Source organism: Enterobacter sp. AG326 (assembly GCF_004362415.1).
In the GTDB taxonomy this organism is placed as follows: Bacteria; Pseudomonadota; Gammaproteobacteria; order Enterobacterales; family Enterobacteriaceae; genus Enterobacter; species Enterobacter asburiae.
In genome coordinates this window covers 1,142,977-1,164,352 of sequence record NZ_SNXG01000001.1, presented here as the reverse complement: position 1 = coordinate 1,164,352, position 21,376 = coordinate 1,142,977, and the positions used below count along the sequence as shown (strand labels likewise).

The following is a 21,376-nucleotide window of genomic DNA, read 5'->3' as shown; positions in this document are numbered from 1 at the left end:
AGTTTATCATGAGTCTGGAAATCAACCAGATTGCCTTGCACCAGCTTATCAAGCGTGATGAGCAAACCCTTGAAGTGGTGCTGCGCGATTCGTTACTGGAACCCACGGCGACCGTGGCGGAGATGATGGCAGAGCTGCATCGCGTCTACAGCGCCAAAAATAAAGCCTATGGCCTGTTCAGCGAAGAGAGTGAACTGGCTGAGAGCCTGCGCCTGCAGCGTCAGGGCGAAGAGGATTTCCTGGCGTTTAGCCGCGCCGCCACAGGGCGTCTGCGCGACGAGCTGGCGAAATATCCGTTCGCCGACGGCGGGATCGTGCTGTTCTGCCACTATCGCTACCTGGCGGTAGAGTATCTGCTGGTTACCGTGCTGAATAACTTAAGCAGCATGCGCGTGAACGAGCAGCTGGATATCAGCTCAACGCATTATCTGGATATCAACCATGCGGATATCGTGGCGCGTATTGATTTGACCGAATGGGAAACCAACCCGGAGTCGACCCGCTACCTGACTTTCCTGAAGGGGCGCGTGGGCCGCAAAGTGGCAGATTTCTTTATGGATTTCCTCGGTGCCAGCGAAGGTCTTAACGCCAAAGCACAGAACAAAGGGCTGCTCCAGGCGGTTGACGACTTCACGGCTGAAGCGCAGCTCGATAAATCTGAGCGCCAGACCGTGCGCCAGCAGGTTTACAGCTACTGCAACGAACAGCTGCAGGCAGGGGAGGAGATCGAGCTGGAGTCCCTGTCAAAAGAGCTGGCCGGCGTCAGCGAAGTCAGCTTCCAGGAATTCACCGCGGAGAAAGGCTATGAGCTTGAAGAGAGCTTCCCGGCGGATCGCAGCACGCTGCGTCAGTTAACCAAGTTTGCCGGCAGCGGCGGCGGGTTAACCATCAACTTTGACGCGATGTTGCTGGGTGAACGCATCTTCTGGGATCCGGCCACCGATACGCTGACCATTAAAGGCACGCCGCCGAACCTGCGCGATCAGCTTCAGCGCCGCACCTCGGGCGGGAAATAGCAGCCATAAAAAAACCCCGCAGAAGCGGGGTTTTTTTCGACGTGTTTGCGATTACGCGCGAACGAAGTCGATGTGAGACAGTTTTGGCTTGAACGGGTGACGCTGAACAGCCTGAACTTTCACTTTTTCTTCTTTACCGCCAACAACGATGGTCAGAACTTCGCTGTAGAATTCAGCTTTGGTCTGCAGGTTCCACAGTTTGTCGTGATCCAGTTCGATTGCAACTGGAGCAGCTTCGCCACCGTAAACGATAGCCGGGAACTTGTTAGCGTTACGCAGGCGGCGGCTCGCACCCTTACCCTGCACGTTACGTACTTCTGCTTCGATAGTGAACATTGATTTCTCTCTGTATTTAAAACCCTGCTACAGGCGACCCAGCAGCAGGTGAGTGTTCTGCCTCACGGATGTGAAGCGGGCGGCATTTTATACTCAAATGCCCCTCACATCAATGAAAAGTCCCGCTAACCGCGCAATTCGTTGGCGCGACGAAAGCGACCTTCGTAGTCAAAGAGCTTCTCGCGCACCTGCCAGAACTGGCCTTTCTTACGGGCGACGACAAAATCCGGATGGCGCAATAGCACCTGCTGGCGCACGATATCGGCCACGGTTATCCAGCGCAGGGGCACGCCCGGCGTGCGGGTATGCGGGCGGATAAACAGCTGCTCGAAGGCCATTCGCTGGGCAGGCGTCTGAACCCGGAAGCGCTCGCTGACGTCCGCCCCGTCTTCATCGTAATAGGTGATTTTCAACCACTCGCCTTTTTCATCGGCGCCGGGCTGCAGCGCCATGCCGGAACAGCGCAGCACCAGGGCATCTTTCAGCTTTAGCGCCGCTTTCAGCATGTCGTCCGGGTCAACCAGCACCGTGTCGCATTCCCGGCAGCGGCGGGCGGCAATGTCGTTTTCGGCGTTGCACTGCGGGCAGTTTTTGAACCGAAAGCGGAAATCGCACTGCTCGCGATGCCCGTCATCATCTTCAAACCAGCCCTGACAGCGGCGGCCAAAGTGTTCGATCAGCGTACCGTCGGCGGTGGTTTTTCCCCAGAAGGTGTTGGCAAAACCGCAGGCAGGGCAAAAGACCTGCACGGGCACGTTGTCGCTTTTTCCTTTTGGCGCGCCGACCTCAGGCGTATAGAGATCGTGCGGGTTACCGGCATAATCCAGAATCAGGCAGTCTGTTTTTCCCGGGGCCAGACGCAGGCCGCGGCCAACAATCTGCTGATACAGACTGACCGATTCGGTCGGGCGCAAAATGGCGATAAGGTCGACGTGCGGGGCGTCAAAGCCGGTGGTCAATACCGACACGTTTACCAGATAGCGGAACCGCTGGGCCTTAAACGCGTCAATCAGGCCGTCGCGCTCCGGGCCGGGCGTCTCGCCGGTGATTAACGCCGCGTCACCGGCGGGCAATAACCCGGTGATTTCTCGCGCGTGCTCAACGGTGGCGGCAAAGATCATCACCCCTTTGCGCGTCGCGGCGAACTCCTCTATCTGGCTGATGATATGCGGCGTAATACGCTTCTGCTTTTTCAGCTCCTGGTTGAGATCCGCTTCGCTGAATAAGCCGTTGCTCTGCGCCTGCAGACGGCTGAAATCGTACTGCACCACCGGCATATCCAGCCGTTCAGGCGGCGTCAGGTAGCCATGTTTGATCATGTAACGCAGCGGAAGTTCGTAAATGCAGTCGCTGAACAGGGCCTTGTCATCGCCGCGCACCATGCCGTGATAATGGTAGCGATAGATCCAGCCTTTCCCCAGGCGAAACGGGGTCGCCGTCAGGCCCAGCAGGCGCAGGTGAGGGTTCACCGCTTTCAGGTGAGCCAGGATCTGCTGATACTGGCTGTCGTCGTCATCGCTGATGCGGTGACACTCGTCGACAATCAGCAGCGAAAATTCGCTGCGAAACAGGTCCAGATTGCGCGCCACCGACTGCACGCTGCCAAAGACCACTTTACCGTGGCTCTCTTTGCGCTTCAGCCCGGCGGCGAAAATATCGGCTTCCAGCCCAAGCGCACAATACTTGGCGTGGTTTTGCGCGACGAGCTCTTTGACGTGCGCCAGCACCAGCACGCGACCGCGCGCCAGACGCGCCAGTTCGGCGATGACAAGGCTTTTGCCTGCGCCGGTCGGGAGCACAATCGCCGCTGGCTCGCGATGTTTACGGAACCAGGCGAGGGTGGCGTCAACGGCTTCCTGCTGATAGGGGCGAAGTGTAAAAGTCATGGGGTCTCGGTTTCGTTATTCCGCACATAGTATGCCACGAAACTTTTTCCCTTGAGTGGCGCAACCAGACCATTATACTGAACCGTTCCAGACTGCTTCTTTTTTCGGACCTGTTGTCCGACTTCCAGCACCATTAAGGCTAAAAAGATTTCATGCGACTTGATAAGTTTATCGCTCAGCAACTCGGCGTAAGCCGCGCTATTGCCGGGCGTGAAATTCGCGCCAGCCGCGTTACCGTGGATGGCGACATTGTGAAAGACACCGCTTTCAAACTTCAGCCTGACCATCAGGTGGAGTATGACGGCAATCCGCTGACCCAGCAGCACGGTCCGCGCTACTTCATGCTCAATAAGCCGGAAGGCTACGTCTGCTCAACGGACGATCCGGATCATCCGACGGTACTCTATTTCCTCGACGAACCGGTGGCGCACAAGCTGCACGCCGCAGGCCGCCTCGACATCGACACCACGGGTCTGGTGCTGATGACCGACGACGGGCAGTGGTCGCATCGCATTACTTCCCCGCGTCATCACTGCGAGAAAACCTATCTGGTCACGCTGGAGTCGCCGGTGTCGGATGACACGGCAGAGCAATTCACGAAGGGCGTTCAGCTGCATAATGAAAAAGATCTGACCAAACCCGCCGTGCTTGAGGTGATTACGCCGACGGAAGTCCGTCTGACCATCAGCGAAGGGCGCTACCATCAGGTGAAACGTATGTTTGCCGCCGTGGGGAACCGCGTTGTTGGCCTGCATCGTGAGCGGATTGGTGCGATCGAACTCGATCCCGACCTGGCGCCGGGCGAATATCGCCCGTTAACGGAAGAAGAGATCGCCAGCGTCGGTCTGCCTTCGCACTAATTTCAGGAGAGCTCTGTGACCACCAGGCCACACTCGTCGTTCAAAATTGTCTTCATTCTTGGCCTGCTGGCCATGCTGATGCCGCTGTCTATTGATATGTACCTGCCCGCGCTGCCGGTGATTTCTGCGCAGTTTGGCGTCCCGGCGGGCAGCGCGCAGATGACGCTCAGCACCTATATTCTCGGCTTTGCCCTCGGCCAGCTGTTTTATGGCCCGATGGCGGACAGCCTTGGACGCAAGCCCGTTATTCTGGGCGGGACGCTGGTCTTTGCGGCCGCAGCGGTTGCCTGTGCGCTGGCGCAGACCATCGATCATCTGATTATCATGCGCTTCTTTCACGGTCTGGCGGCGGCTGCGGCAAGCGTGGTGATTAACGCCCTGATGCGCGATATCTACCCGAAGGAAGAGTTCTCCCGGATGATGTCGTTCGTGATGCTGGTGACGACGATTGCGCCGCTGGTGGCACCCATGGCCGGTGGTGCGGTGCTGGTGTGGTTTAGCTGGCACGTGATTTTCTGGATCCTGGCCCTGGCCGCGCTGCTGGCTTCGGCGATGATCTTCTTCTTTATTGATGAAACGCTCCCCGTCGAGCGCCGTCAGAAATTCCACATCCGAACCACAATCGGCAATTTTGCCTCGCTGTTCCGCCACAAGCGCGTGCTCAGCTATATGCTGGCAAGCGGGTTCAGCTTCGCCGGGATGTTCTCCTTCCTGAGCGCCGGGCCGTTTGTCTACATCGAGCTGAACCACGTTTCGCCGCAGCACTTCGGCTATTACTTTGCGCTCAACATCGTCTTCCTGTTCATCATGACCATCATCAACAGCCGTTTTGTCCGGCGGGTGGGGGCGCTGAACATGTTCCGCGCCGGGCTGTGGATCCAGTTTGTGATGGCTATCTGGCTGGTGGTGAGCGCGTTTCTGGGCGTGGGCTTCTGGGCGCTGGTGGTCGGCGTAGCGGCCTTTGTCGGCTGCGTGTCGATGGTGTCATCTAATGCGATGGCGGTGATCCTGGATGAGTTTCCGCATATGGCGGGTACCGCCTCTTCCCTGGCGGGGACGTTCCGCTTCGGCATCGGCGCTATCGTTGGCGCGTTGCTTTCGATGGCTACCTTTATGACGGCATGGCCCATGCTGTGGGCGATGGCTTTTTGCGCAACCAGCTCGATACTCTTCTATCTTTACGCCAGTCGACCGCGAAAAGCGGCCCACTAAAACACAGAGAAGGCCCGGCAGGGCCTTTTTTGTTGATGCATATCAACCAAACTCCCGTTCGTTTATTCCGTGTTTGTTTATTTTATGTAAAATCTATTTGTGTAAAAAGTCACATCATTGTATTCAAAAAGGTTGAGTTAGATCGCAGAAACGGGTACATATAGCGCCGACGCGAGCCAGGAAACGGATAAAAAAGCGCTGAATAGTGCAGGCTGGCGATGATGTGTTACTATAAATGTAAATAAATTGTGAAGTAAATTTTGCTTCCGGGGAACGAACGTGAATACATTACAACTCTCCATTGTCCATCGCTTGCCCCAGAGCTATCGCTGGTCGGCGGGTTTTGCAGGTTCGAAAGTTGAACCGATTCCGCAAAGCGTCGCGGGCTGTGAAAACTGCCTGGTGGCACTCAAGCTGTTGAGCCCGAGCGACGAAAATGCATGGCGGGTGATGGAGCGTCTCAGTCAGGCCCTGACGGATATCGAAGTGGACAGCTCCGTGCTGGAGTGTGAAGGTGAGCCGTGCCTGTTTGTGAAAAGCCAGGACGAGTTTGCCGCCACCTGCCGTCTGAAGAATTTTGGCGTTGCCATCGCGGAGCCTTTCTCCGGCCAGTACCCGTTCTGACCGCTAGTCTGCCGACAACAGCTGGCGCGTGTAGCGCTGCGTTGGCGCGCTAAATACGCGCTGGCACTCACCCTGCTCGACCACTTCTCCCTGTCGCAACACAATTACCTGATGGCATAGCGCCCGCACCACCTGAAGATCGTGGCTGATAAAGATATAGGCCAGCCGGTGCTTTTCCTGCAGCCCTTTCAGCAGGGCCAGGATCTGCGCCTGAACGGTTCTGTCCAGCGACGACGTCGGTTCATCCAGAATAATCAGCTCCGGCTTCAGGATCAGCGCGCGGGCAATGGCGATACGCTGGCGCTGCCCGCCGGAAAATTCCGCAGGGTAGCGGTGGCGCGTCTCGGGATCTAGACCCACTTCGGCCATGACCCGAATGACCTCCTGCTCTCGCTGCTGAGCGCTCAGGCCGGGCTGATGCACGCGCAGACCCTCTTCGATAATCTGTAACACGCTGAGCCGGGGGTTAAGCGAGGAGTTGGGATCCTGAAACACCACCTGCATGCGGGGCCGCACGGGCAGCATCTGGCGGCGGTTCCAGCGGTGCAGCGGCATATCGTCAAAGAAGATCTCGCCCTGGGAGGCAATTAAGCGCAGCAGCGCCAGACCGGTGGTGCTTTTGCCGGAACCGGATTCGCCCACCAGCCCCAGGGATTCTCCCGGGCGCAGCGAGAAGCGGATGTTTTTCAGCACCGGATTCTGGTCGACGATGCGCCGCAGAATACCTTTGCGGATCGGAAACGACACGGACAGATCCTCAACGCGCAGCAGCGGTGTGCTGTCAGCCGCGAGGGGAACCGGGTCGCCGGAGGGTTCGCTGTCGAGCAGGCGCTGCGTATAAGGGTGCTGCGGCGCGCTCAGCAGCGTGGACGCGCTATTCTGTTCAACGCATCGTCCGTTTTGCATCACCGCGACGCTGTCGGCCAGCTTTCTCACAATACTCAGGTTGTGCGTGATAAACAGCAGGCTCATGTTCAGCTCGTCACGCAGTTCCCGCAGCAGCGTCAATATTTGCGCCTGTACCGTCACGTCCAGCGCCGTTGTGGGCTCGTCGGCAATCAACAGCTCGGGTCGCGTGAGCAGGGCCATGGCAATCATCACGCGCTGGCGTTCGCCGCCGGAGAGCTGGTGCGGAAAATCATTTAGCCGTTTGGCCGCATTGCGTATGCCCGTTCGTTCCAGACAGTCCAGAATTTCTCCCCGCGCGGCCTCTTTGCGCATCCCCCGGTGCAGGGAGAGCACTTCATAGAGCTGTTTCTCCAGGCTGTGCAGCGGGTTGAGGGAAACCATCGGCTCCTGGAAGATCATCGCGATTTTGTTGCCGCGAATACCGCGCAGGGTATGTTCGTCGGCATGCAGCAGCGAACTGCCGTGAAACAGAATATCCCCTTGCGGGTAGCTCACCGGTGGGGACGGCAGCAGCCGCAGGATAGAGAGTGCCGAAACGCTCTTGCCTGAACCCGACTCGCCCACCAGGGCCAGCGTTTCCCCGGGCTGGATCTGCAGCGACAGGTCGGTGACTACGGTGCGCGTCTCGCCCTGCGTTGAAAAGGCAATCGACAGGTTATCAATGCTGAGAAGAGGCTGGGTCATTTTATACCGCCTTGTTCGGATCGAAGGCATCGCGCACGGCTTCGCCAATAAAAATCAGCAGCGACAGCAGCACGGCCACGGAAAGAAAGGCGGCGATGCCTAACCACGGCGCCTGCAGGTTGTTTTTGCCCTGCAGCAGCAGTTCGCCGAGCGACGGTGAACCCAGCGGTAGCCCGAAACCAAGAAAATCCAGCGAGGTGAGGGTGGTGATGGAGCTGCACAGAATAAACGGCAGGAAGGTGAGCGTTGCTACCACCGCGTTGGGCAGCATATGGCGGAAGATGATCCCGCGGTCGCTCACGCCAAGCGCCTGCGCGGCGCGAATGTAGTCGAAATTACGGGTGCGCAGAAACTCCGCCCGCACCACGCCCACCAGCGCCATCCAGCCGAACAGGACGGTGATGCCTAACAGCCACCAGAAGCCAGGCTGCACCACGCTGGAAAGCAGGATGATCAGAAACAGCGTTGGCATGCCTGACCAGACTTCAATAACCCGCTGGCCCCACAGGTCAATTTTCCCGCCGTAGTAGCCCTGAACGGCGCCCGCCACGACGCCCATCACGCTTGAGAAGATCGTCAGCATCAGCCCAAAGAGAAGAGAAATTCGCGTGCCATAAAGGATGCGCGCCAGCACGTCGCCGCCGTTAGCATCCGTTCCCAGCCAGTTTTGCGCGGAGGGCGGGGAAGGGAAGGGCGTCGTGGTGGCGAAGTTAATGCTGTTGGCGCCAAAGCGCACCGGCGCCCAGAGCGCCCAGCCGTGCTGCTCAATCTGCTGGCGAAGCCACGGATCCTGATACTCCGCCGGTGTTGCAAACGGGCCGCCGAAGTCGCTTTCGCTGTAGTTGGCGATAACCGGGACGTACCAGCGGTCGTTAAAATGCACCAGAAGCGGTTTGTCGTTGGCGATCAGCTCCGAACACATGCTCAAGGCAAACAGCACGGCAAAAATCCACAGCGACCAGTAGCCGCGGCGGTTGTGGCGAAAGCGGGCCCAGCGGGCCTGGTTGACGGGGCTTAAACGCGGCATCAGCGGCCCTCAAAATCGATTCGGGGATCGACCAGCGTATAGCTGATATCGCTGATGATATTCAGCAGCAGGCCAATCAGGGTGAAAATATAGAGTGTGCCAAACATCACCGGATAGTCGCGCGATACGGTAGCCTCATAGCCCAGCAGCCCCAGGCCGTTGAGCGAGAACATCACCTCTATCAGCAGAGAGCCGGTAAAAAACATGCCGATGAACGTGGCCGGAAATCCGGCGATCACCAGCAGCATGGCGTTGCGGAACACGTGTTTCCACATGATCTGCTTCTCGCTCACGCCCTTGGCACGGGCGGTAACGACGTACTGCTTACGAATTTCATCGAGAAAGGCGTTTTTGGTCAACATGGTCAGGGCCGCGAACCCGCCGATGACCGTGGCCAGCACCGGCAGCGTGATATGCCAGAGATAGTCGGTGATTTTCTGATACCACGGCAGGGAGCTGAAATCGGCGGAGACCAGCCCCCGCAGCGGGAAGAGGTCGAAATAGCTTCCCCCGGCAAAAAAGACAATCAGCAGGACGGCAAACAGAAACGCCGGGATGGCATAGCCGATGATGATGAACGTGCTGCTCCAGATATCAAACCGGCTGCCGTTATACACCGCTTTGCGGATCCCGAGCGGTATAGAGACCAGATAGATAATCAGCGTTCCCCACAGCCCCAGCGTTATCGACACCGGCAGGCTTTGCTTGATCAACGTTAACACTGACGCACTGCGAAACAGGCTGTCGCCAAAATCAAAGCGGATATAATCCCAGAGCATTTTGAAATAGCGCTCGTGAATCGGTTTGTCAAAGCCGTAGCGGTGGGTGATCTCGGCGATCACTTCCGGATCCAGCCCGCGTCCGCCGCGATAATGGCTTTCGCTGATATTCCCTACGCCGGTTCGCGCATGGCTCGCACCCATCCCTTCACCGCCGCCGCCGGGCATGCCGCCGCTGTTGCCAAATTCAATGGCGGCAATTGCCTGATCGACCGGACCACCGGGGGCAATTTGCACGATAAAAAAGTTAATCGTGATGATGGCCCACAGGGTGGGGATAATCAGCAGGAGACGACGGAGAAGATAGGCACCCATGATGATTCCTTATCGCCGCTCAGCGGGAAGTCTGGCGGCTTTGTTAACGTCATACCACCAGGTATCAAAGCCCAGGGAGTAGACAGGGCGCACGGCAGGCACGGAGAACTTGTCCCAGCGCGCAAGGCGATCTTCACCCATATACCACATCGGCAGCATGTAGTAGTTCCAGGTCAGGACCCTGTCGAGGGCGCGCCCGAGCGGCAGGAGCTTTTCTTTATCCCCCTGGGCCGCCACTATTTTCGCAATCAGCGCGTCGATCGCCGGGCTTTTTACCCCTGGCGCATTGTATGAAGAGTCAATGTAGCTGGAGGCCCAGGAAATTTGCAGATCCGAGCTGGGCCACGGCTGCGCGGGCCACAGGCGCTGCATCATGTCGTAATCACGGCTGCGCATGCGGCTGGTGATCTGCGCGTTATCGACCTGGCGAATGTTCATGGTCACGCCCAGCCGCTCAAGGTTGTGCTTAAACGGCAGTACCCACTGATCGTTGCCCCCGGACGAGAGCAGCAGCTCAAAGCTGAGAGGCTTGCCCGTTTTGGCATCCACACGCTTTTGATTTTTCAGGTGCCAGCCCGCATCATCCAGCAGCTTGCTGGCTTTCAGCAGGTTGACGCGGTCGTAACCGCCACCGTTCGACGCGGGCGGCTGAAACACGGTGGTGAACACCTGCGGCGGAACCTCTGCTTTTAGCGGCGCCAGCAGTGCCAGCTCGTCGGCTTTCGGGTAATCGCGAGCGGCATATTCGGTGTTCTGGAAATAGCTGTTGGCGCGGCTGTAAGCCCCGTAAAACAACGCTTTGTTCATCCACTCAAAATCAAAGGCTAGGGAAATGGCTTCGCGCACCCGGCGGTCATTAAATACCGGACGCTGAATATTAAACGCCAGCCAGCGGGTGTCCTGGGCAGACTCATTTTTGTGCTCGTCTTTGACGATATAGCCTTTGGCGAAATTTTTGCCGATATAGCGGGTCGCCCAGTTTTTGGCGCTGCTTTCTACGCGTAAATCGAAGGCGCCGGCTTTGAACGCTTCAAACGCCACGTTATCGTCGAGGTAGTAATCATAGCGAATGGTGTCGAAATTCCAGCGCCCGCGGTTTACCGGCAGGTCTGCCGCCCAGTAGTCTTTGACGCGGGAGTAAACGACATATTGCCCCATGCGCCAGTCGGTGATGCGGTATGGGCCGCCTGCCAGCGGCGGCGTGGAAAGCGGGTCGCTTAGCTTATGATTTTTCCAGAACGATTCAGGCATCACCGGTAGCGAGAACAGGCTGAGCATATTCTCTTTGTTCGGTTCGCTCAGCTCGATGCGCACGGTGAGCGGCGCGATGGCTCTGACGGAAGCCCCTTTGTACACGATGCGGAACTGGGGGACGCCTTCGGTCATGAATTTATGAAAGGTGAACGCGACGTCGCTGGCCTTAACCGGTGTGCCATCGTGAAAACGTGCCCGCGGATTCAGCGAGATTTCCGCCCAGGCGAAGTTATCGGCATAACGCACGTTCTCGGCAATCAGCGGATAGTAGCTGCCGGGTTCATCATCGGACGTGACGAAGAGCGTATCGTAAAGCGATTCCGTTCGCGCGGCCGCCACGCCGCGCAGGGCGAAGCGGTTGAAGTTGTCGAATGTTCCCGTGGCGGAAAGCGTGACCTTTCCGCCCTTCGGCGCGGCAGGGTTAACGTAATCGAAGTGCGTAAAATTGACCGCATATTTCGGCTCGCCAATCACCGAGAAGGCGATATTTTCTTTGATGGCCTGCGCCTGGCTGGACAGGCTCGTTAGTGCCAACATCAGCAACATGAAGCGCATAAGCATCTCGCGGCGGCTCCCTCTTTTACAGTCCGACTCGGTTAAGCTGAATAATAAGTGACGCTACGGGCAATGTGAAATTAATCGCCCTCGGGCGAAATATCAGGCCGCCATTCGCGGAACTGCGCCAGCGGCATCGGGCGGCTAATCCAGTATCCCTGCAGGAAATTAACGCCGTGTTCGCGCAGCCAGGCGGCCTGTTCCGGCGTTTCCACCCCTTCGGCGACGGTCGACATATTCAGTCGTCTTGCCAGCGTCAGGACGGCATCCAGCACCGGCGACGTCACGGTCTCAGTGCCAATGGCATTAACAAAGCCGCGGTCGATCTTGAGGTAGTCCATGGTGAAATGCTCAAGATAAATCAGCGCGCTGTGGCCGGTGCCAAAATCATCAATGGCTATCTCAAACCCTTCGTTGTGTAGCCATTCAAAGAGGCTGTTGGCTTCCCGATGATTGAGCATGTCGCGCTCGGTAATTTCCAGCACGATCTGGAAGTAATCCTGCGGCAGTAGCGCTTTGAAGGTGCGCATATCGTCTTTGAAGCTTTCCGCATGCAGATGCCCCGGCGCAATGTTGATGCCCACCTTTGCTCCCGGAGGTAACAGGGTTTGTAACACGGGTGCATCGTGAATGATAAGGTCAAAGAGATGCAGCGTCAGCGGGACAATCAGCTTCTGCGCTTCGGCAAAGTTGATAAACGCGTCCGGCGGAATTTCCCCCATTGTCGGGTGTTTCCAGCGCATCAGCACTTCAAGCCCGGTCATCTGGAGCGATTTAGCATCGACGACGGGCTGATAAACCACATAAAACTGACCGCGCTTAATCGCGCTTAAAATCTCTTTACCCGGGTTGAGGCGAATGCTGAGGATATAGTAGTTGAGCGATCCGGCACAAATTCCGCATACCAGCCCGAAGAACAGGGCGTAGAGAATTTCATCGCTGGTCCAGGCGTCCGCATACAGGTTTATGGTCAGGGGAACGTCTTTCAGCGTCGCGGTACGGGCCGGAGTTTCATGTAGATCATGCGCAAGGACCAGCGTGCTGGAGCGCGTTGACAGCGCATGATCGCCAATAATGATGGCAATGCCGGCAAATTCGTCCTGGCGCGCGGTGTAGAGCAGATAAGGCGTCAGATTGAGATTCACCGAGGTGAACACGCCGCCGTCCTTCACTAGTGGGTTACGGTACCAGATGGCAATCGCGGGCTTATTGGGCAACATCGGGGTGCCTGGAAGCAATTCCATATCAATCTGTTTGTCGATGTGCAGCTCGGGGATCAGCTCCTCCATGGGGACATTCATCGGCCCCGTGGCAGAAGAGCAGAACGCCATTTTGTCTCTGACCAGCAGGAATGCGCGAACGTTAACGCTAAAGGCAGCGCGCGAGGTAAGTTCCTGATTGACGTCGTGGCAGTTGTTTAACGTGAGCGGCTGGAGCACATCGATAGAATTTTTTAACTCATCGAAGTAGCTCTCCATATAGATGCTCACATCGTGGATCAGGGTGTCGAATTTGACTTCCCGCTTGTGGTAGCTCCAGAAAAATTGCAACGAACCCAGGAGCAGGGCGGCGATCAGGCCTGTGATGATGCTGAGGATCAGTATTTTGCGATTGCTGGAGAAATAGCGGGTGAACATAGACGTCGTGATTCCTGAAATGCCGCTGGATGTATTCAGTGTAACGGGCAAAAAAAAACACTGCCGAAGCAGTGCTTTTTTTCATCATATCGCCAGCCAAGGGATAACCAACGATACGATAGTCATATTAACTGCGGGTCAGTACGCGGCGTGCTTCGTTGTAGCGCTTCTTCCAGTACGGTTCATTCATACTGGAAATGGTCACACCGCTGCTGGTGGAGGCATGTACAAACTGGTCATTACCAATGTAGATGCCAACATGTCGACCTGTAGAACCGGCACGGAACAGGACTAAATCACCGGTGCGCAGTTTGGTTCGTGAAATCGACTTGCCCATCTCCTGCTGTTCATAGGTTGAACGCGGAAGATCTAACCCAAATTGCTCACGGAACGTACGCTGTACAAAACCGGAACAATCAATACCTGTTTTTGTGCTGCCGCCAAGACGATAGCGCACGCCTTTCCAGTCAGCATACTGGTCCATAATGCGGGACTTCACGTCCAGATTACGTACCATATTTTCAAATTCATCCTGAGAGGCTTGCAGTGACGAGGAATCTTCCATTCCCACAACACGCGTCTCAGGATGCATATTCTTTGCGGTGTTCGATGTACTACATGCAGACAACAGTACCGCGACTGCTATCGCCGGGATCCCCCGTAAGATATATCTCAGAAACGGTTGAGATTTGACCATTTTGTTTATTATCCCTTGAAGTCCTTAACGACAAATATCGTTATAAAAATGCCAAACGTGACGAGACTAATTATCTGTTCACATTGAGACAATTCTTTCTGGTCACATTTGTGGCACAGCGCACAAAATTATTCGCCAGTGAAATAATTATCTCTATGGGGCAAAACGAGTTCGAGATTAACCGATTGCCTGGGGTATTGCGAGAAAAAAAAGCCTTTTTTTTATAAGAAAATGTGATACAGAAAGTAAAAACATAGAATTGCTCAAAATAGCGACGGATCCGCTACGCCAGTATGCAATTGCTTCATTTTTATCATGAATATGATGACGAGAATATGACAGTGGGGAAAGATCGCGGCGAGAGCCCTATCAGGGATCATGTCGATCCCTGATAGCTCACGTTAATTTAGGTTAGTTATTTGTTTAATTGTTGTTGCGCTCTGCCGGGAAGATAGCGATCGAACAGCGCTATTATCCTGTCGCTCAATGGGGTCATCAAACACCACGGCAGCGCAATCAGCGCCACGGAGAGCGAACCGACGGCAATATCGGTGAACCAGTGAGCGCCAATCATTACGCGCGGGAAGGCAAAAACCACAAAAATAATCAGGGCTATGGCAAAGGCTTTTCTGCCGAAATAGCGAAGCATAATTGCGGAAAAAATAAGCAGCATCATACCGTGATCGCCGGGGAAACTGTCCTTCGACGCATCTTTTGTTGGAATATGCAGCAGTTCGCTGACGCGATAAATATCGGTGAAGAATAGCGTTGGGCTTGAACGCTTAACCGGAATAATCGCGGTTGCCAGCTGGTTAATGACGACGGCAAACAGCAGCATTACCAGACCGATAATGAGAATACGCCGACGCCCGGCTTTATCCTCTTTCAGCCAGAAAGAGAGCATCAGGCAGCCCATGGCCAGCAGCGAGAAGCCGTCGAAAGCGCGGTTGTTGGTAATTGCCACCAGCCACAGGAACGCGTTGCTCTTCACCAGCTCCTGGTTGAAGAAGTGAAAAATGGCAGAATCCAGCGGGAACCAGAAACCATGATCCGCCGGGATATACCAGGAGAAGAAAAGCGCCAGACCGGCGACATTAAGCAGTAATATCAGGGGAAATCGAGTTGTCATAACGTTCTGCATAGAGTGAAAACTGGGGCAACGTTAGCCGCCCGAACTTAAACGAATCCTCAACAGGCTGGACTGGAGGGCATTCCAGTCGGCGTTAACCGCACTAATTAACTCTATTCGGCTGTCAGGCGGCGCCACATTCTGCGTTTCAATAAAGAAATCCTCGCCCTGACGGTTGATCCTCACCAGCCCGTCCGGCGTGCGCATGATCCCTTTCACGCGATCGACGGGAGCAAGTCGGGCCCACTCCAGGATCCCGATGGTGTCGAAAACGGTTTCAGCATCAAATATCCATCCGCAGGCCTGATATCCCTGGCCGCTGTTCAGGTTACGACGCCAGCGCTGATGTTCCGGCAGGCTGAGAGCAGCTAAACCCTGCTTAACCGGATGACTGTGCGAATGATCCGCGCTGGCAGGCAGTTCGGAGAGGTTCAGACGAGGAAGGTCAAGCAGGGCGCTATCAATATTCCCCTGGGTGGTCTGCACCCGCGTGCGGTTGCCGCCGAAATGTTGCCACCACGCGTCCAGCGCGGCCTGGCTTTCAGCCGTGGCGCGATCTGCTTTATTCGCGACAATAACGTCAGCTGAAGCGAGCTGATCGCGGAAGTTCTCATTGGCCACCGCTTTGTCATCCAGAAGCTGACGCGGATCGAGCAGGCACAGCGTTGCGCGCAGGTCGATCCACGGCTCGTAAACCGGGGCGGTCAGTAAATCGAGGATCTGCTTCGGATGGCCCAGCCCGGTGGGCTCAATCAGCAGGCGGTCGGGTTTGCCCTGACGCAGCAGCGTATTGAGCCCGACCTGCATCGGCAGGCCATTGACGCAGCACATGCACCCGCCGGGGATCTCTTTAATCATTGCGCCGCTGGATGACAGCAACGCGCCGTCAATGCCTACCTCGCCAAATTCATTGACCAGCACGGCCCATTTCTCGGCCGGATCTTTATTCGCCAGCAGGTGGAGAATTGAGGTGGTTTTACCGCTGCCGAGAAAACCGGTGATGAGGTTGGTTTTGGTCACGTGCGCTCCAGATAAGAATGGTGATGCTATAACACTATTCTCTCTATCCTGGCGAAAAACGTGACCGGTGAGAAGGGGAAGGGCGAACGGAGATCTCATCCGTTCGCGTTAAGCGCAATAATCGTTAAATATTTATCGTTTCGATAACAGCCTGACGCGCGCCGTGGCGGGTGATGCGCTGGTATGCCTGGCTAACAGCCTCCACAAATGCGCTGTTTTGCGCGAGATCGTGACCAAAGATCTCGCTCAGCCCCAGCAGGGCGTTAACGCGCTCGGCGTCGCTGCTGGCATTGACCATCGTGCGAATTTTATCGCTGAGGGGATCGCGAACATCAATCGCGTTGCCGCGGTCGTCGGTACCGCTGACGTAGCGTATCCAGCCGGCCACGCCCAGGGCCAGCAGCGGCCACGGTGTTTTTCGCTCAAGATGAACGCGGATCCCGTCCAGCATTCTTTGCGGAAGCTTCTGGCTACCGTCCATCGCGATTTGCCAGGTCCGATGCTGGAGTGCCGGGTTGGCAAAGCGCTCCAGCAGGCTATCTGCGTAGGCGGTGAGGTCGACATCCTTAATGCGTAATGTGGGCGCCTGCTCGTCCAGCATCAGCCGACGGGCGGCTTCGCGGAACGCAGCGTCCTCCATGCATTCATTAATATGGGCATAGCCAGCGAGGTACCCCAGATACGCCAGGAAAGAGTGGCTGCCGTTGAGCATGCGCAATTTCATCTGCTCCCAGGGCAGAACATCCTGCACCATCTGAACGCCCGCGACCTCCCACTCCGGACGGCCGGCGACAAAATTATCTTCCACCACCCACTGAATAAACGGTTCACAGCTGATGGCGCACGGATCTTCAACGCCGAGCGCGTCGGTGATTTCCGCCAGTGAGGCGTCCGTCGAGGCGGGAACAATTCTGTCGACCATCGTCCCCGGGAAGCTCACGTGGCTGTCAATCCATTCAGACAGCCCTGCGGAACGCTTTTGCGCCATGCCCAGCACCGCGTTTTTCACTACGTGCCCGTTATCAGGGATATTGTCGCAGGAGAGCACGGTAAACGCAGGCAAGCCGCGCTCGCGGCGGCGGTGAAGCGCTTCGACCAGGATCCCGGGTGCGGAATGCGGCTCTGAGGGGTTTTCAAGATCGTGAATTATCCGGGCGTTGTGCAGATCGAGTTTCCCGGTCGCGGGATCGATGCAATAGCCTTTCTCCGTGATGGTGAGCGACACAATAGCGACCTGAGGCTCGCAAAATTTCTCAATAATGGCGGGCAGAGAGTCCAGCTTTGCGTTCAGGCATTCATGGACGGCACCGACGATAATCGCCTCATTGCCTTCTGCCCCTTTCTCCAGCACGGTGAACAGGTGATCCTGCGCGCGCAGCTGGCTCATCAGCACGTCGCCGCTGAAAAGGCTAATCTCACAAATACCCCAGTCGCCGCCTTTTTCATTCAGCACCCGATTTGTTAACAATGCCTGGTGCGCACGGTGAAACGCGCCAAAGCCAAAATGGACGATGCGGGAGCGTAATTGCGCGCGATCGTAGCGAGGTTGCTGAATCTGGGCTGGAAGGGCGGTGGAGGCAATTGTCTTCATGAGATACACACCTGATTAACCATTAATTAACAATGCCAGTGTAAAGTTATATGACAGCAAATAAAATTGGTGAGCCGTAAATATCCCCGTTCTGTGAGTTTGATCAATCAATGTGTGGCGGTATGTTGACCCTTGGCGGCAAACATGTATGGTAGTCGTCATTGCAGTAACGCATATTGGTATAACAACTTAAGAGGGTGAGGCAATGGAACAAACCTGGCGTTGGTACGGGCCGAACGATCCGGTTTCTCTTGATGATGTGCGCCAGGCTGGCGCAACGGGTGTCGTCACGGCGCTGCATCATATTCCAAACGGTCAGGTATGGCCGGTAGAGGAAATTCAACAGCGTCAGGCGCTGCTGGCGGAGAAGGGGTTAACCTGGTCTGTGGTGGAAAGCATCCCGGTTCACGAAGACATCAAAACCCATTCAGGGGAGTACCAGACCTGGATTGCTAACTATCAGCAGAGCATTCGCAACCTGGCGGCCTGCGGCATTGATACGGTTTGCTATAACTTCATGCCCATCCTCGACTGGACGCGTACCGACCTTGAATACCAGATGCCGGACGGCTCGAAAGCGCTGCGTTTCGACCAGATCGCCTTCGCGGCGTTTGAGCTGCACATTTTGAAACGCCCTGGCGCCGAAGCGGATTACACCGCGGAAGAGCAGCAGCAGGCGCTCGAATGGTTCAATGCAGCCAACGACGCGGACATCGAAAAGCTGACCCGTAATATCATTGCGGGCCTGCCGGGAGCTGAAGAGGGGTATACCCTGGATCAGTTCCGCGCGCGCCTGGCGGAATACGGCGATATTGATAAGCAGCAGCTGCGTGAAAACATGGCGTACTTCCTGCGCGCTATCGTGCCGGTTGCTGAAGAGGCAGGGGTACGCCTCGCCGTGCACCCGGACGATCCACCGCGTCCTATCCTCGGCCTGCCGCGCATTGTTTCCACTATTGAAGATATGCAGTGGCTGAAAGAGACGGTAAACAGCATCTATAACGGCTTTACCATGTGTACCGGCTCCTACGGCGTGCGTGCGGATAACGACCTGGTGCGGATGATTGAAACCTTCGGCGATCGTATCCACTTCACGCATCTGCGCGCGACCTGCCGCGAAGAAAACCCAAAAACCTTCCACGAGGCGGCGCACCTGGGCGGCGATGTGAATATGGTTGCGGTGGTAGACGCCATTCTGGCGGAAGAGGCGCGTCGCAAGCAGGCGGGCGATGTGCGTCCTATTCCGTTCCGTCCGGATCACGGCCACCAGATGCTGGACGATCTGCGTAAGAAAACCAACCCGGGCTATTCGGCGATTGGCCGTCTTAAAGGGATGGCGGAAGTGCGCGGCGTGGAGCTGGCGCTGAAGATGACGAAGTATCCGGAGCTTCTGTAAGCTCTGTTGCCCGGTGGCACTACGCTTACCGGGCTATAAAAAAACCGGCCTGAGAGCCGGTTTTTGTGTTTTGTCGGTCGGGCAAGGCGAAGCCGCCACCCGACAAACGCTGCAATCAGTCAGCGCGACCCATATAGCGTTTTTCTTCGATATGGATGCGGATTTTCTCGCCAGCGGAGAGGTATTCCGGCACCTGCACAACCAGGCCGGTGGTCAGGGTAGCCGGTTTGTTGCGGGCACTTGCGGATGCGCCTTTGATACCTGGTGCGGTTTCAACGATTTCCAGATCGACGGTCTGAGGCAGCTCCAGCGCCAGCAGAACGCCGTCCCAGGTCAGGACCTGCATGTCAGGCATGCCGCCTTCAGGGATGAACAGCAGCTCTTCTTCAATCTGATCTTTGGTGAAGATGTACGGGGTGTAATCTTCTTTGTCCATGAACACGTATTCGTTGCCGTCGATGTAGGAGAAATCAACGTAGCGACGGGTCAGGGTCACGGTATCGACGATATCGTCACCTTTAAAGCGCTCTTCCACCTTCAGGCCGGTACGCACATCGGCGAAACGCATTTTGTACAGCGTTGCTGCACCACGGGCGCTTGGTGCCTGAATGTCGATATCTTTCACAATCAGCAGTTTGCCGTTGTAATTCAGCACCATACCTTTCTTAATTTCGTTCGCTCTTGGCATTGCAGTAATCCTGTTTACGGGAGGTAAAAAATATCGCGCCAAATTACTCGCGCGCGGCCTTTCAGGCAAGAGGAATTCGTGGCTTTTGCTATCAATACGCAAAAGGTGTTACTGTGCGCGCGATGCCCGACTGCGCGGGCGATCGTCAGCGAAAGAGAGCATTTATGGATTGCCGTCCCGATTGTGGCGCGTGCTGTACTGCACCGTCCATTTCAAGCCCCATTCCAGGAATGCCGGAGGGTAAGCCTGCCAATACCCGCTGTGTCCAGCTCTCGGAAACTAACCTGTGCATGATCTTTGGCTCGCCGCTGCGCCCGAAAGTCTGCTCCGGGCTTCAGCCCACTGCCGAAATGTGTGGCAGCACGCGAGGGCAGGCGATGACGTACCTTCTTGAGCTGGAAGCGCTCACCGCGCCCTAAACGTCTTTAATTCTCGCCAGACAGCCGATCGTCAGCGTACACATCACCAGCGCAATCCAGAACACCGTGTGATAGTTCCAGATTTCGGCAACGACACCGGCCATTGAACCCGCGATAATCCAGCCCACGCGGGTGGTATTAGTATAAAGGGTGGTGGCAGAGCCTGCCTGACCCGGCATCAGATCCTGAAAATAGAGCATGCCTATTCCGGCGAGAATGCCAATATAGATGGCGTTCAGCAGCTGTAAAGCCAGCAACAGCCCCGGCGTATGTACCGTCAGCATACCGATATAGAACAACAGACCGGCGACGGCGGCGATGCGCATTAAAAAACGCTTTCCGAAGCGCTTTGCGTAATAGCCCGCAATGAGCATCGTCGGGATCTCAAGCCCGGCCGCGGTCCCCATCATGATGCCCGCCAGCTTCTCCGACAGGTGCAGTTCATCAATAATAAACAGCGGCATATTGATGATATACAGGCTGTTGGTGCCCCACATCAGCGTACAGATAACAAACAGGAGCAGGGCATCGCGGCGGTTACGGCGCGGCGCTTCCAGCACGCCCGTTGCCACTTTGGGCTCTTTGCGCATGGACGGCAGGAAGAACCACACCAGCGCTCCGCACACCACAAACGCGACGGCCGCGCTCAGGTACATCACCGTAAAGCCAAAACCCATCGCCAGCGCGTAGGCTAGCGGCGGGCCAATCACCCATGCCAGCGACACCTGAGCACGCAGGACAGAGCTGAACATCACCGCTTCACGTCCGGTATGGTCCGCGTGTTCGCGGGCAAGGGCGAACAGCTGAGGGTTCGCCGTTGAGCCAAAGCTGCTCAGGAATACTCCGACGAAGAGCAGAATGAAATAGTTGCGGTTCCAGGCGAACAGAACGCAGGCCATGACCCCCAGCAGACAGCAGAAAACGATCAGGCTTTTACGATCGCCTTTTCTGTCGGATCGTCCCGCCAGAAACTGGCTGACCAGGATGCCGATGATGGCGCTTCCGGTAAAAAAGAAGCCCACCATCGCTGGACGGACGTGAACCTCATTTGTCAGGAATAAGCTCAATGTCGGCGTCTGTAACGCACCGGCAATGCCCGTGAAGAAGGCAACAACCAGGAACGCCGCGGAGGTCAAATCAAAGGGCTTCGGCGAGACGGCCGCAGGGGTGTTATGCATGTTTTATAATTAGCGAGTAGCAGAGAGGGGCGGAGTTTACGCCGTCAGCTAAAAAATAAACAGTGGGTGCGGTCAATGATGCCACGAAAAATCAAAATGGCATTTCAACTTACGTCCCGCCCGGCTGACCTTAGCTGAAACTGTCTTGCTGAACTTCAGCAAAA

Annotated in this window: 19 protein-coding genes; 6 read left to right on the top strand and 13 right to left on the bottom strand. The window is 56.2% G+C overall.

All coding sequences use genetic code 11. The annotated features are described in order from the left end of the window. Positions 1-8 precede the first annotated feature (8 nt). A complete protein-coding gene (gene yejK / locus DFO52_RS05475; protein ID WP_029740954.1) occupies positions 9-1,016 on the top strand; it encodes a nucleoid-associated protein YejK in 1,008 nt (335 codons plus the stop codon). A 51-nt stretch (positions 1,017-1,067) separates the two neighbouring features. Here the strand turns inward: yejK and rplY are convergent, their stop codons facing one another. Both rplY and DFO52_RS05465 read right to left on the bottom strand, forming a co-directional pair. Continuing rightward, on the bottom strand, positions 1,068-1,352 hold the full coding sequence (gene rplY, locus DFO52_RS05470) for a 50S ribosomal protein L25 (protein WP_029740955.1): 285 nt from the start codon (positions 1,350-1,352) through the stop codon (positions 1,068-1,070). A 125-nt stretch (positions 1,353-1,477) separates the two neighbouring features. Further along, positions 1,478-3,238, bottom strand: a complete 1,761-nt coding sequence (locus DFO52_RS05465) for a DEAD/DEAH box helicase (RefSeq protein ID WP_133549638.1) — start codon at positions 3,236-3,238, stop codon at positions 1,478-1,480. A 152-nt stretch (positions 3,239-3,390) separates the two neighbouring features. On the opposite strand from DFO52_RS05465, the gene rsuA reads away from it, so the two are divergent. The 3 genes from rsuA to DFO52_RS05450 all read left to right on the top strand — a co-directional run bounded on the left by rsuA (position 3,391) and on the right by DFO52_RS05450 (position 5,934). Further along, positions 3,391-4,098: a 16S rRNA pseudouridine(516) synthase RsuA gene (rsuA, locus tag DFO52_RS05460; RefSeq protein ID WP_029740957.1), complete on the top strand. Its 708-nt coding sequence runs from the start codon at positions 3,391-3,393 to the stop codon at positions 4,096-4,098. Positions 4,099-4,113: 15 nt separating this feature from the next. After that, complete coding sequence (locus tag DFO52_RS05455) at positions 4,114-5,310, top strand: Bcr/CflA family multidrug efflux MFS transporter (RefSeq protein WP_029740958.1); 1,197 nt, start codon at positions 4,114-4,116, stop codon at positions 5,308-5,310. Between the two features lie 279 nt (positions 5,311-5,589). Continuing rightward, positions 5,590-5,934, top strand: a complete 345-nt coding sequence (locus DFO52_RS05450; RefSeq protein ID WP_028013883.1) for a YejG family protein — start codon at positions 5,590-5,592, stop codon at positions 5,932-5,934. 3 nt (positions 5,935-5,937) lie between these two features. Here the strand turns inward: DFO52_RS05450 and yejF are convergent, their stop codons facing one another. From yejF to DFO52_RS05405, 9 genes are all read right to left on the bottom strand, one after another. Further along, on the bottom strand, positions 5,938-7,527 hold the full coding sequence (gene yejF, locus DFO52_RS05445; protein WP_133549636.1) for a microcin C ABC transporter ATP-binding protein YejF: 1,590 nt from the start codon (positions 7,525-7,527) through the stop codon (positions 5,938-5,940). 1 nt (position 7,528) lies between these two features. Then, entirely contained in the window at positions 7,529-8,554 is a 1,026-nt protein-coding gene (locus DFO52_RS05440; protein ID WP_023312492.1) for an ABC transporter permease, read from the bottom strand. Beyond that, on the bottom strand, positions 8,554-9,648 hold the full coding sequence (locus tag DFO52_RS05435) for a microcin C ABC transporter permease YejB (protein WP_045402802.1): 1,095 nt from the start codon (positions 9,646-9,648) through the stop codon (positions 8,554-8,556). The genes DFO52_RS05440 and DFO52_RS05435 overlap by 1 nt, the downstream gene beginning before the upstream one ends. 9 nt (positions 9,649-9,657) lie before the next feature. After that, on the bottom strand, positions 9,658-11,463 hold the full coding sequence (locus tag DFO52_RS05430; RefSeq protein ID WP_133549634.1) for an extracellular solute-binding protein: 1,806 nt from the start codon (positions 11,461-11,463) through the stop codon (positions 9,658-9,660). 74 nt (positions 11,464-11,537) lie between these two features. Further along, entirely contained in the window at positions 11,538-13,094 is a 1,557-nt protein-coding gene (locus DFO52_RS05425) for a cyclic di-GMP phosphodiesterase (protein ID WP_029740963.1), read from the bottom strand. Positions 13,095-13,221: 127 nt separating this feature from the next. Then, positions 13,222-13,791, bottom strand: coding sequence for a bifunctional murein DD-endopeptidase/murein LD-carboxypeptidase (mepS, locus tag DFO52_RS05420; protein WP_008500946.1), 570 nt, complete (start codon positions 13,789-13,791; stop codon positions 13,222-13,224). Between the two features lie 415 nt (positions 13,792-14,206). After that, positions 14,207-14,920: a phosphatase PAP2 family protein gene (locus DFO52_RS05415; RefSeq protein WP_029740964.1), complete on the bottom strand. Its 714-nt coding sequence runs from the start codon at positions 14,918-14,920 to the stop codon at positions 14,207-14,209. 33 nt (positions 14,921-14,953) lie between these two features. Next, positions 14,954-15,940: a GTP-binding protein gene (locus DFO52_RS05410; RefSeq protein WP_121931932.1), complete on the bottom strand. Its 987-nt coding sequence runs from the start codon at positions 15,938-15,940 to the stop codon at positions 14,954-14,956. Between the two features lie 124 nt (positions 15,941-16,064). Then, complete coding sequence (locus DFO52_RS05405) at positions 16,065-17,531, bottom strand: fructuronate reductase (RefSeq protein WP_133549632.1); 1,467 nt, start codon at positions 17,529-17,531, stop codon at positions 16,065-16,067. Between the two features lie 205 nt (positions 17,532-17,736). Here DFO52_RS05405 and uxuA point away from each other — a divergent pair, with 205 nt between their 5' ends. After that, on the top strand, positions 17,737-18,927 hold the full coding sequence (uxuA, locus tag DFO52_RS05400) for a mannonate dehydratase (RefSeq protein WP_047647247.1): 1,191 nt from the start codon (positions 17,737-17,739) through the stop codon (positions 18,925-18,927). Between the two features lie 115 nt (positions 18,928-19,042). On the opposite strand, the gene yeiP is transcribed toward uxuA, so the two are convergent. Beyond that, positions 19,043-19,615 (bottom strand): elongation factor P-like protein YeiP, encoded by a 573-nt coding sequence (yeiP, locus tag DFO52_RS05395; protein ID WP_008500940.1) that lies wholly within the window; start codon positions 19,613-19,615, stop codon positions 19,043-19,045. Positions 19,616-19,779: 164 nt separating this feature from the next. Here yeiP and DFO52_RS05390 point away from each other — a divergent pair, with 164 nt between their 5' ends. Beyond that, positions 19,780-20,034 (top strand): YkgJ family cysteine cluster protein, encoded by a 255-nt coding sequence (locus tag DFO52_RS05390; protein WP_023312483.1) that lies wholly within the window; start codon positions 19,780-19,782, stop codon positions 20,032-20,034. On the opposite strand, the gene setB is transcribed toward DFO52_RS05390, so the two are convergent. Beyond that, positions 20,031-21,212 (bottom strand): sugar efflux transporter SetB, encoded by a 1,182-nt coding sequence (gene setB, locus DFO52_RS05385; RefSeq protein WP_029740968.1) that lies wholly within the window; start codon positions 21,210-21,212, stop codon positions 20,031-20,033. The genes DFO52_RS05390 and setB overlap by 4 nt on opposite strands. Between the last annotated feature and the right edge of the window lie 164 nt (positions 21,213-21,376).

Excerpts from the sequence above, each read along its gene's own strand:
- yejK (WP_029740954.1), top strand. The coding sequence starts at position 9 with ATGAGTCTGGAAATCAACCAGATTGCCTTGCACCAGCTTATCAAGCGT.
- rplY (WP_029740955.1), bottom strand. The coding sequence starts at position 1,352 with ATGTTCACTATCGAAGCAGAAGTACGTAACGTGCAGGGTAAGGGTGCG.
- DFO52_RS05465 (WP_133549638.1), bottom strand. The coding sequence starts at position 3,238 with ATGACTTTTACACTTCGCCCCTATCAGCAGGAAGCCGTTGACGCCACC.
- rsuA (WP_029740957.1), top strand. The coding sequence starts at position 3,391 with ATGCGACTTGATAAGTTTATCGCTCAGCAACTCGGCGTAAGCCGCGCT.
- yejF (WP_133549636.1), bottom strand. The coding sequence starts at position 7,527 with ATGACCCAGCCTCTTCTCAGCATTGATAACCTGTCGATTGCCTTTTCA.
- DFO52_RS05440 (WP_023312492.1), bottom strand. The coding sequence starts at position 8,554 with ATGCCGCGTTTAAGCCCCGTCAACCAGGCCCGCTGGGCCCGCTTTCGC.
- DFO52_RS05435 (WP_045402802.1), bottom strand. The coding sequence starts at position 9,648 with ATGGGTGCCTATCTTCTCCGTCGTCTCCTGCTGATTATCCCCACCCTG.
- DFO52_RS05430 (WP_133549634.1), bottom strand. The coding sequence starts at position 11,463 with ATGCTTATGCGCTTCATGTTGCTGATGTTGGCACTAACGAGCCTGTCC.
- DFO52_RS05425 (WP_029740963.1), bottom strand. The coding sequence starts at position 13,094 with ATGTTCACCCGCTATTTCTCCAGCAATCGCAAAATACTGATCCTCAGC.
- mepS (WP_008500946.1), bottom strand. The coding sequence starts at position 13,791 with ATGGTCAAATCTCAACCGTTTCTGAGATATATCTTACGGGGGATCCCG.
- DFO52_RS05415 (WP_029740964.1), bottom strand. The coding sequence starts at position 14,920 with ATGACAACTCGATTTCCCCTGATATTACTGCTTAATGTCGCCGGTCTG.
- DFO52_RS05405 (WP_133549632.1), bottom strand. The coding sequence starts at position 17,531 with ATGAAGACAATTGCCTCCACCGCCCTTCCAGCCCAGATTCAGCAACCT.
- uxuA (WP_047647247.1), top strand. The coding sequence starts at position 17,737 with ATGGAACAAACCTGGCGTTGGTACGGGCCGAACGATCCGGTTTCTCTT.
- yeiP (WP_008500940.1), bottom strand. The coding sequence starts at position 19,615 with ATGCCAAGAGCGAACGAAATTAAGAAAGGTATGGTGCTGAATTACAAC.
- DFO52_RS05390 (WP_023312483.1), top strand. The coding sequence starts at position 19,780 with ATGGATTGCCGTCCCGATTGTGGCGCGTGCTGTACTGCACCGTCCATT.
- setB (WP_029740968.1), bottom strand. The coding sequence starts at position 21,212 with ATGCATAACACCCCTGCGGCCGTCTCGCCGAAGCCCTTTGATTTGACC.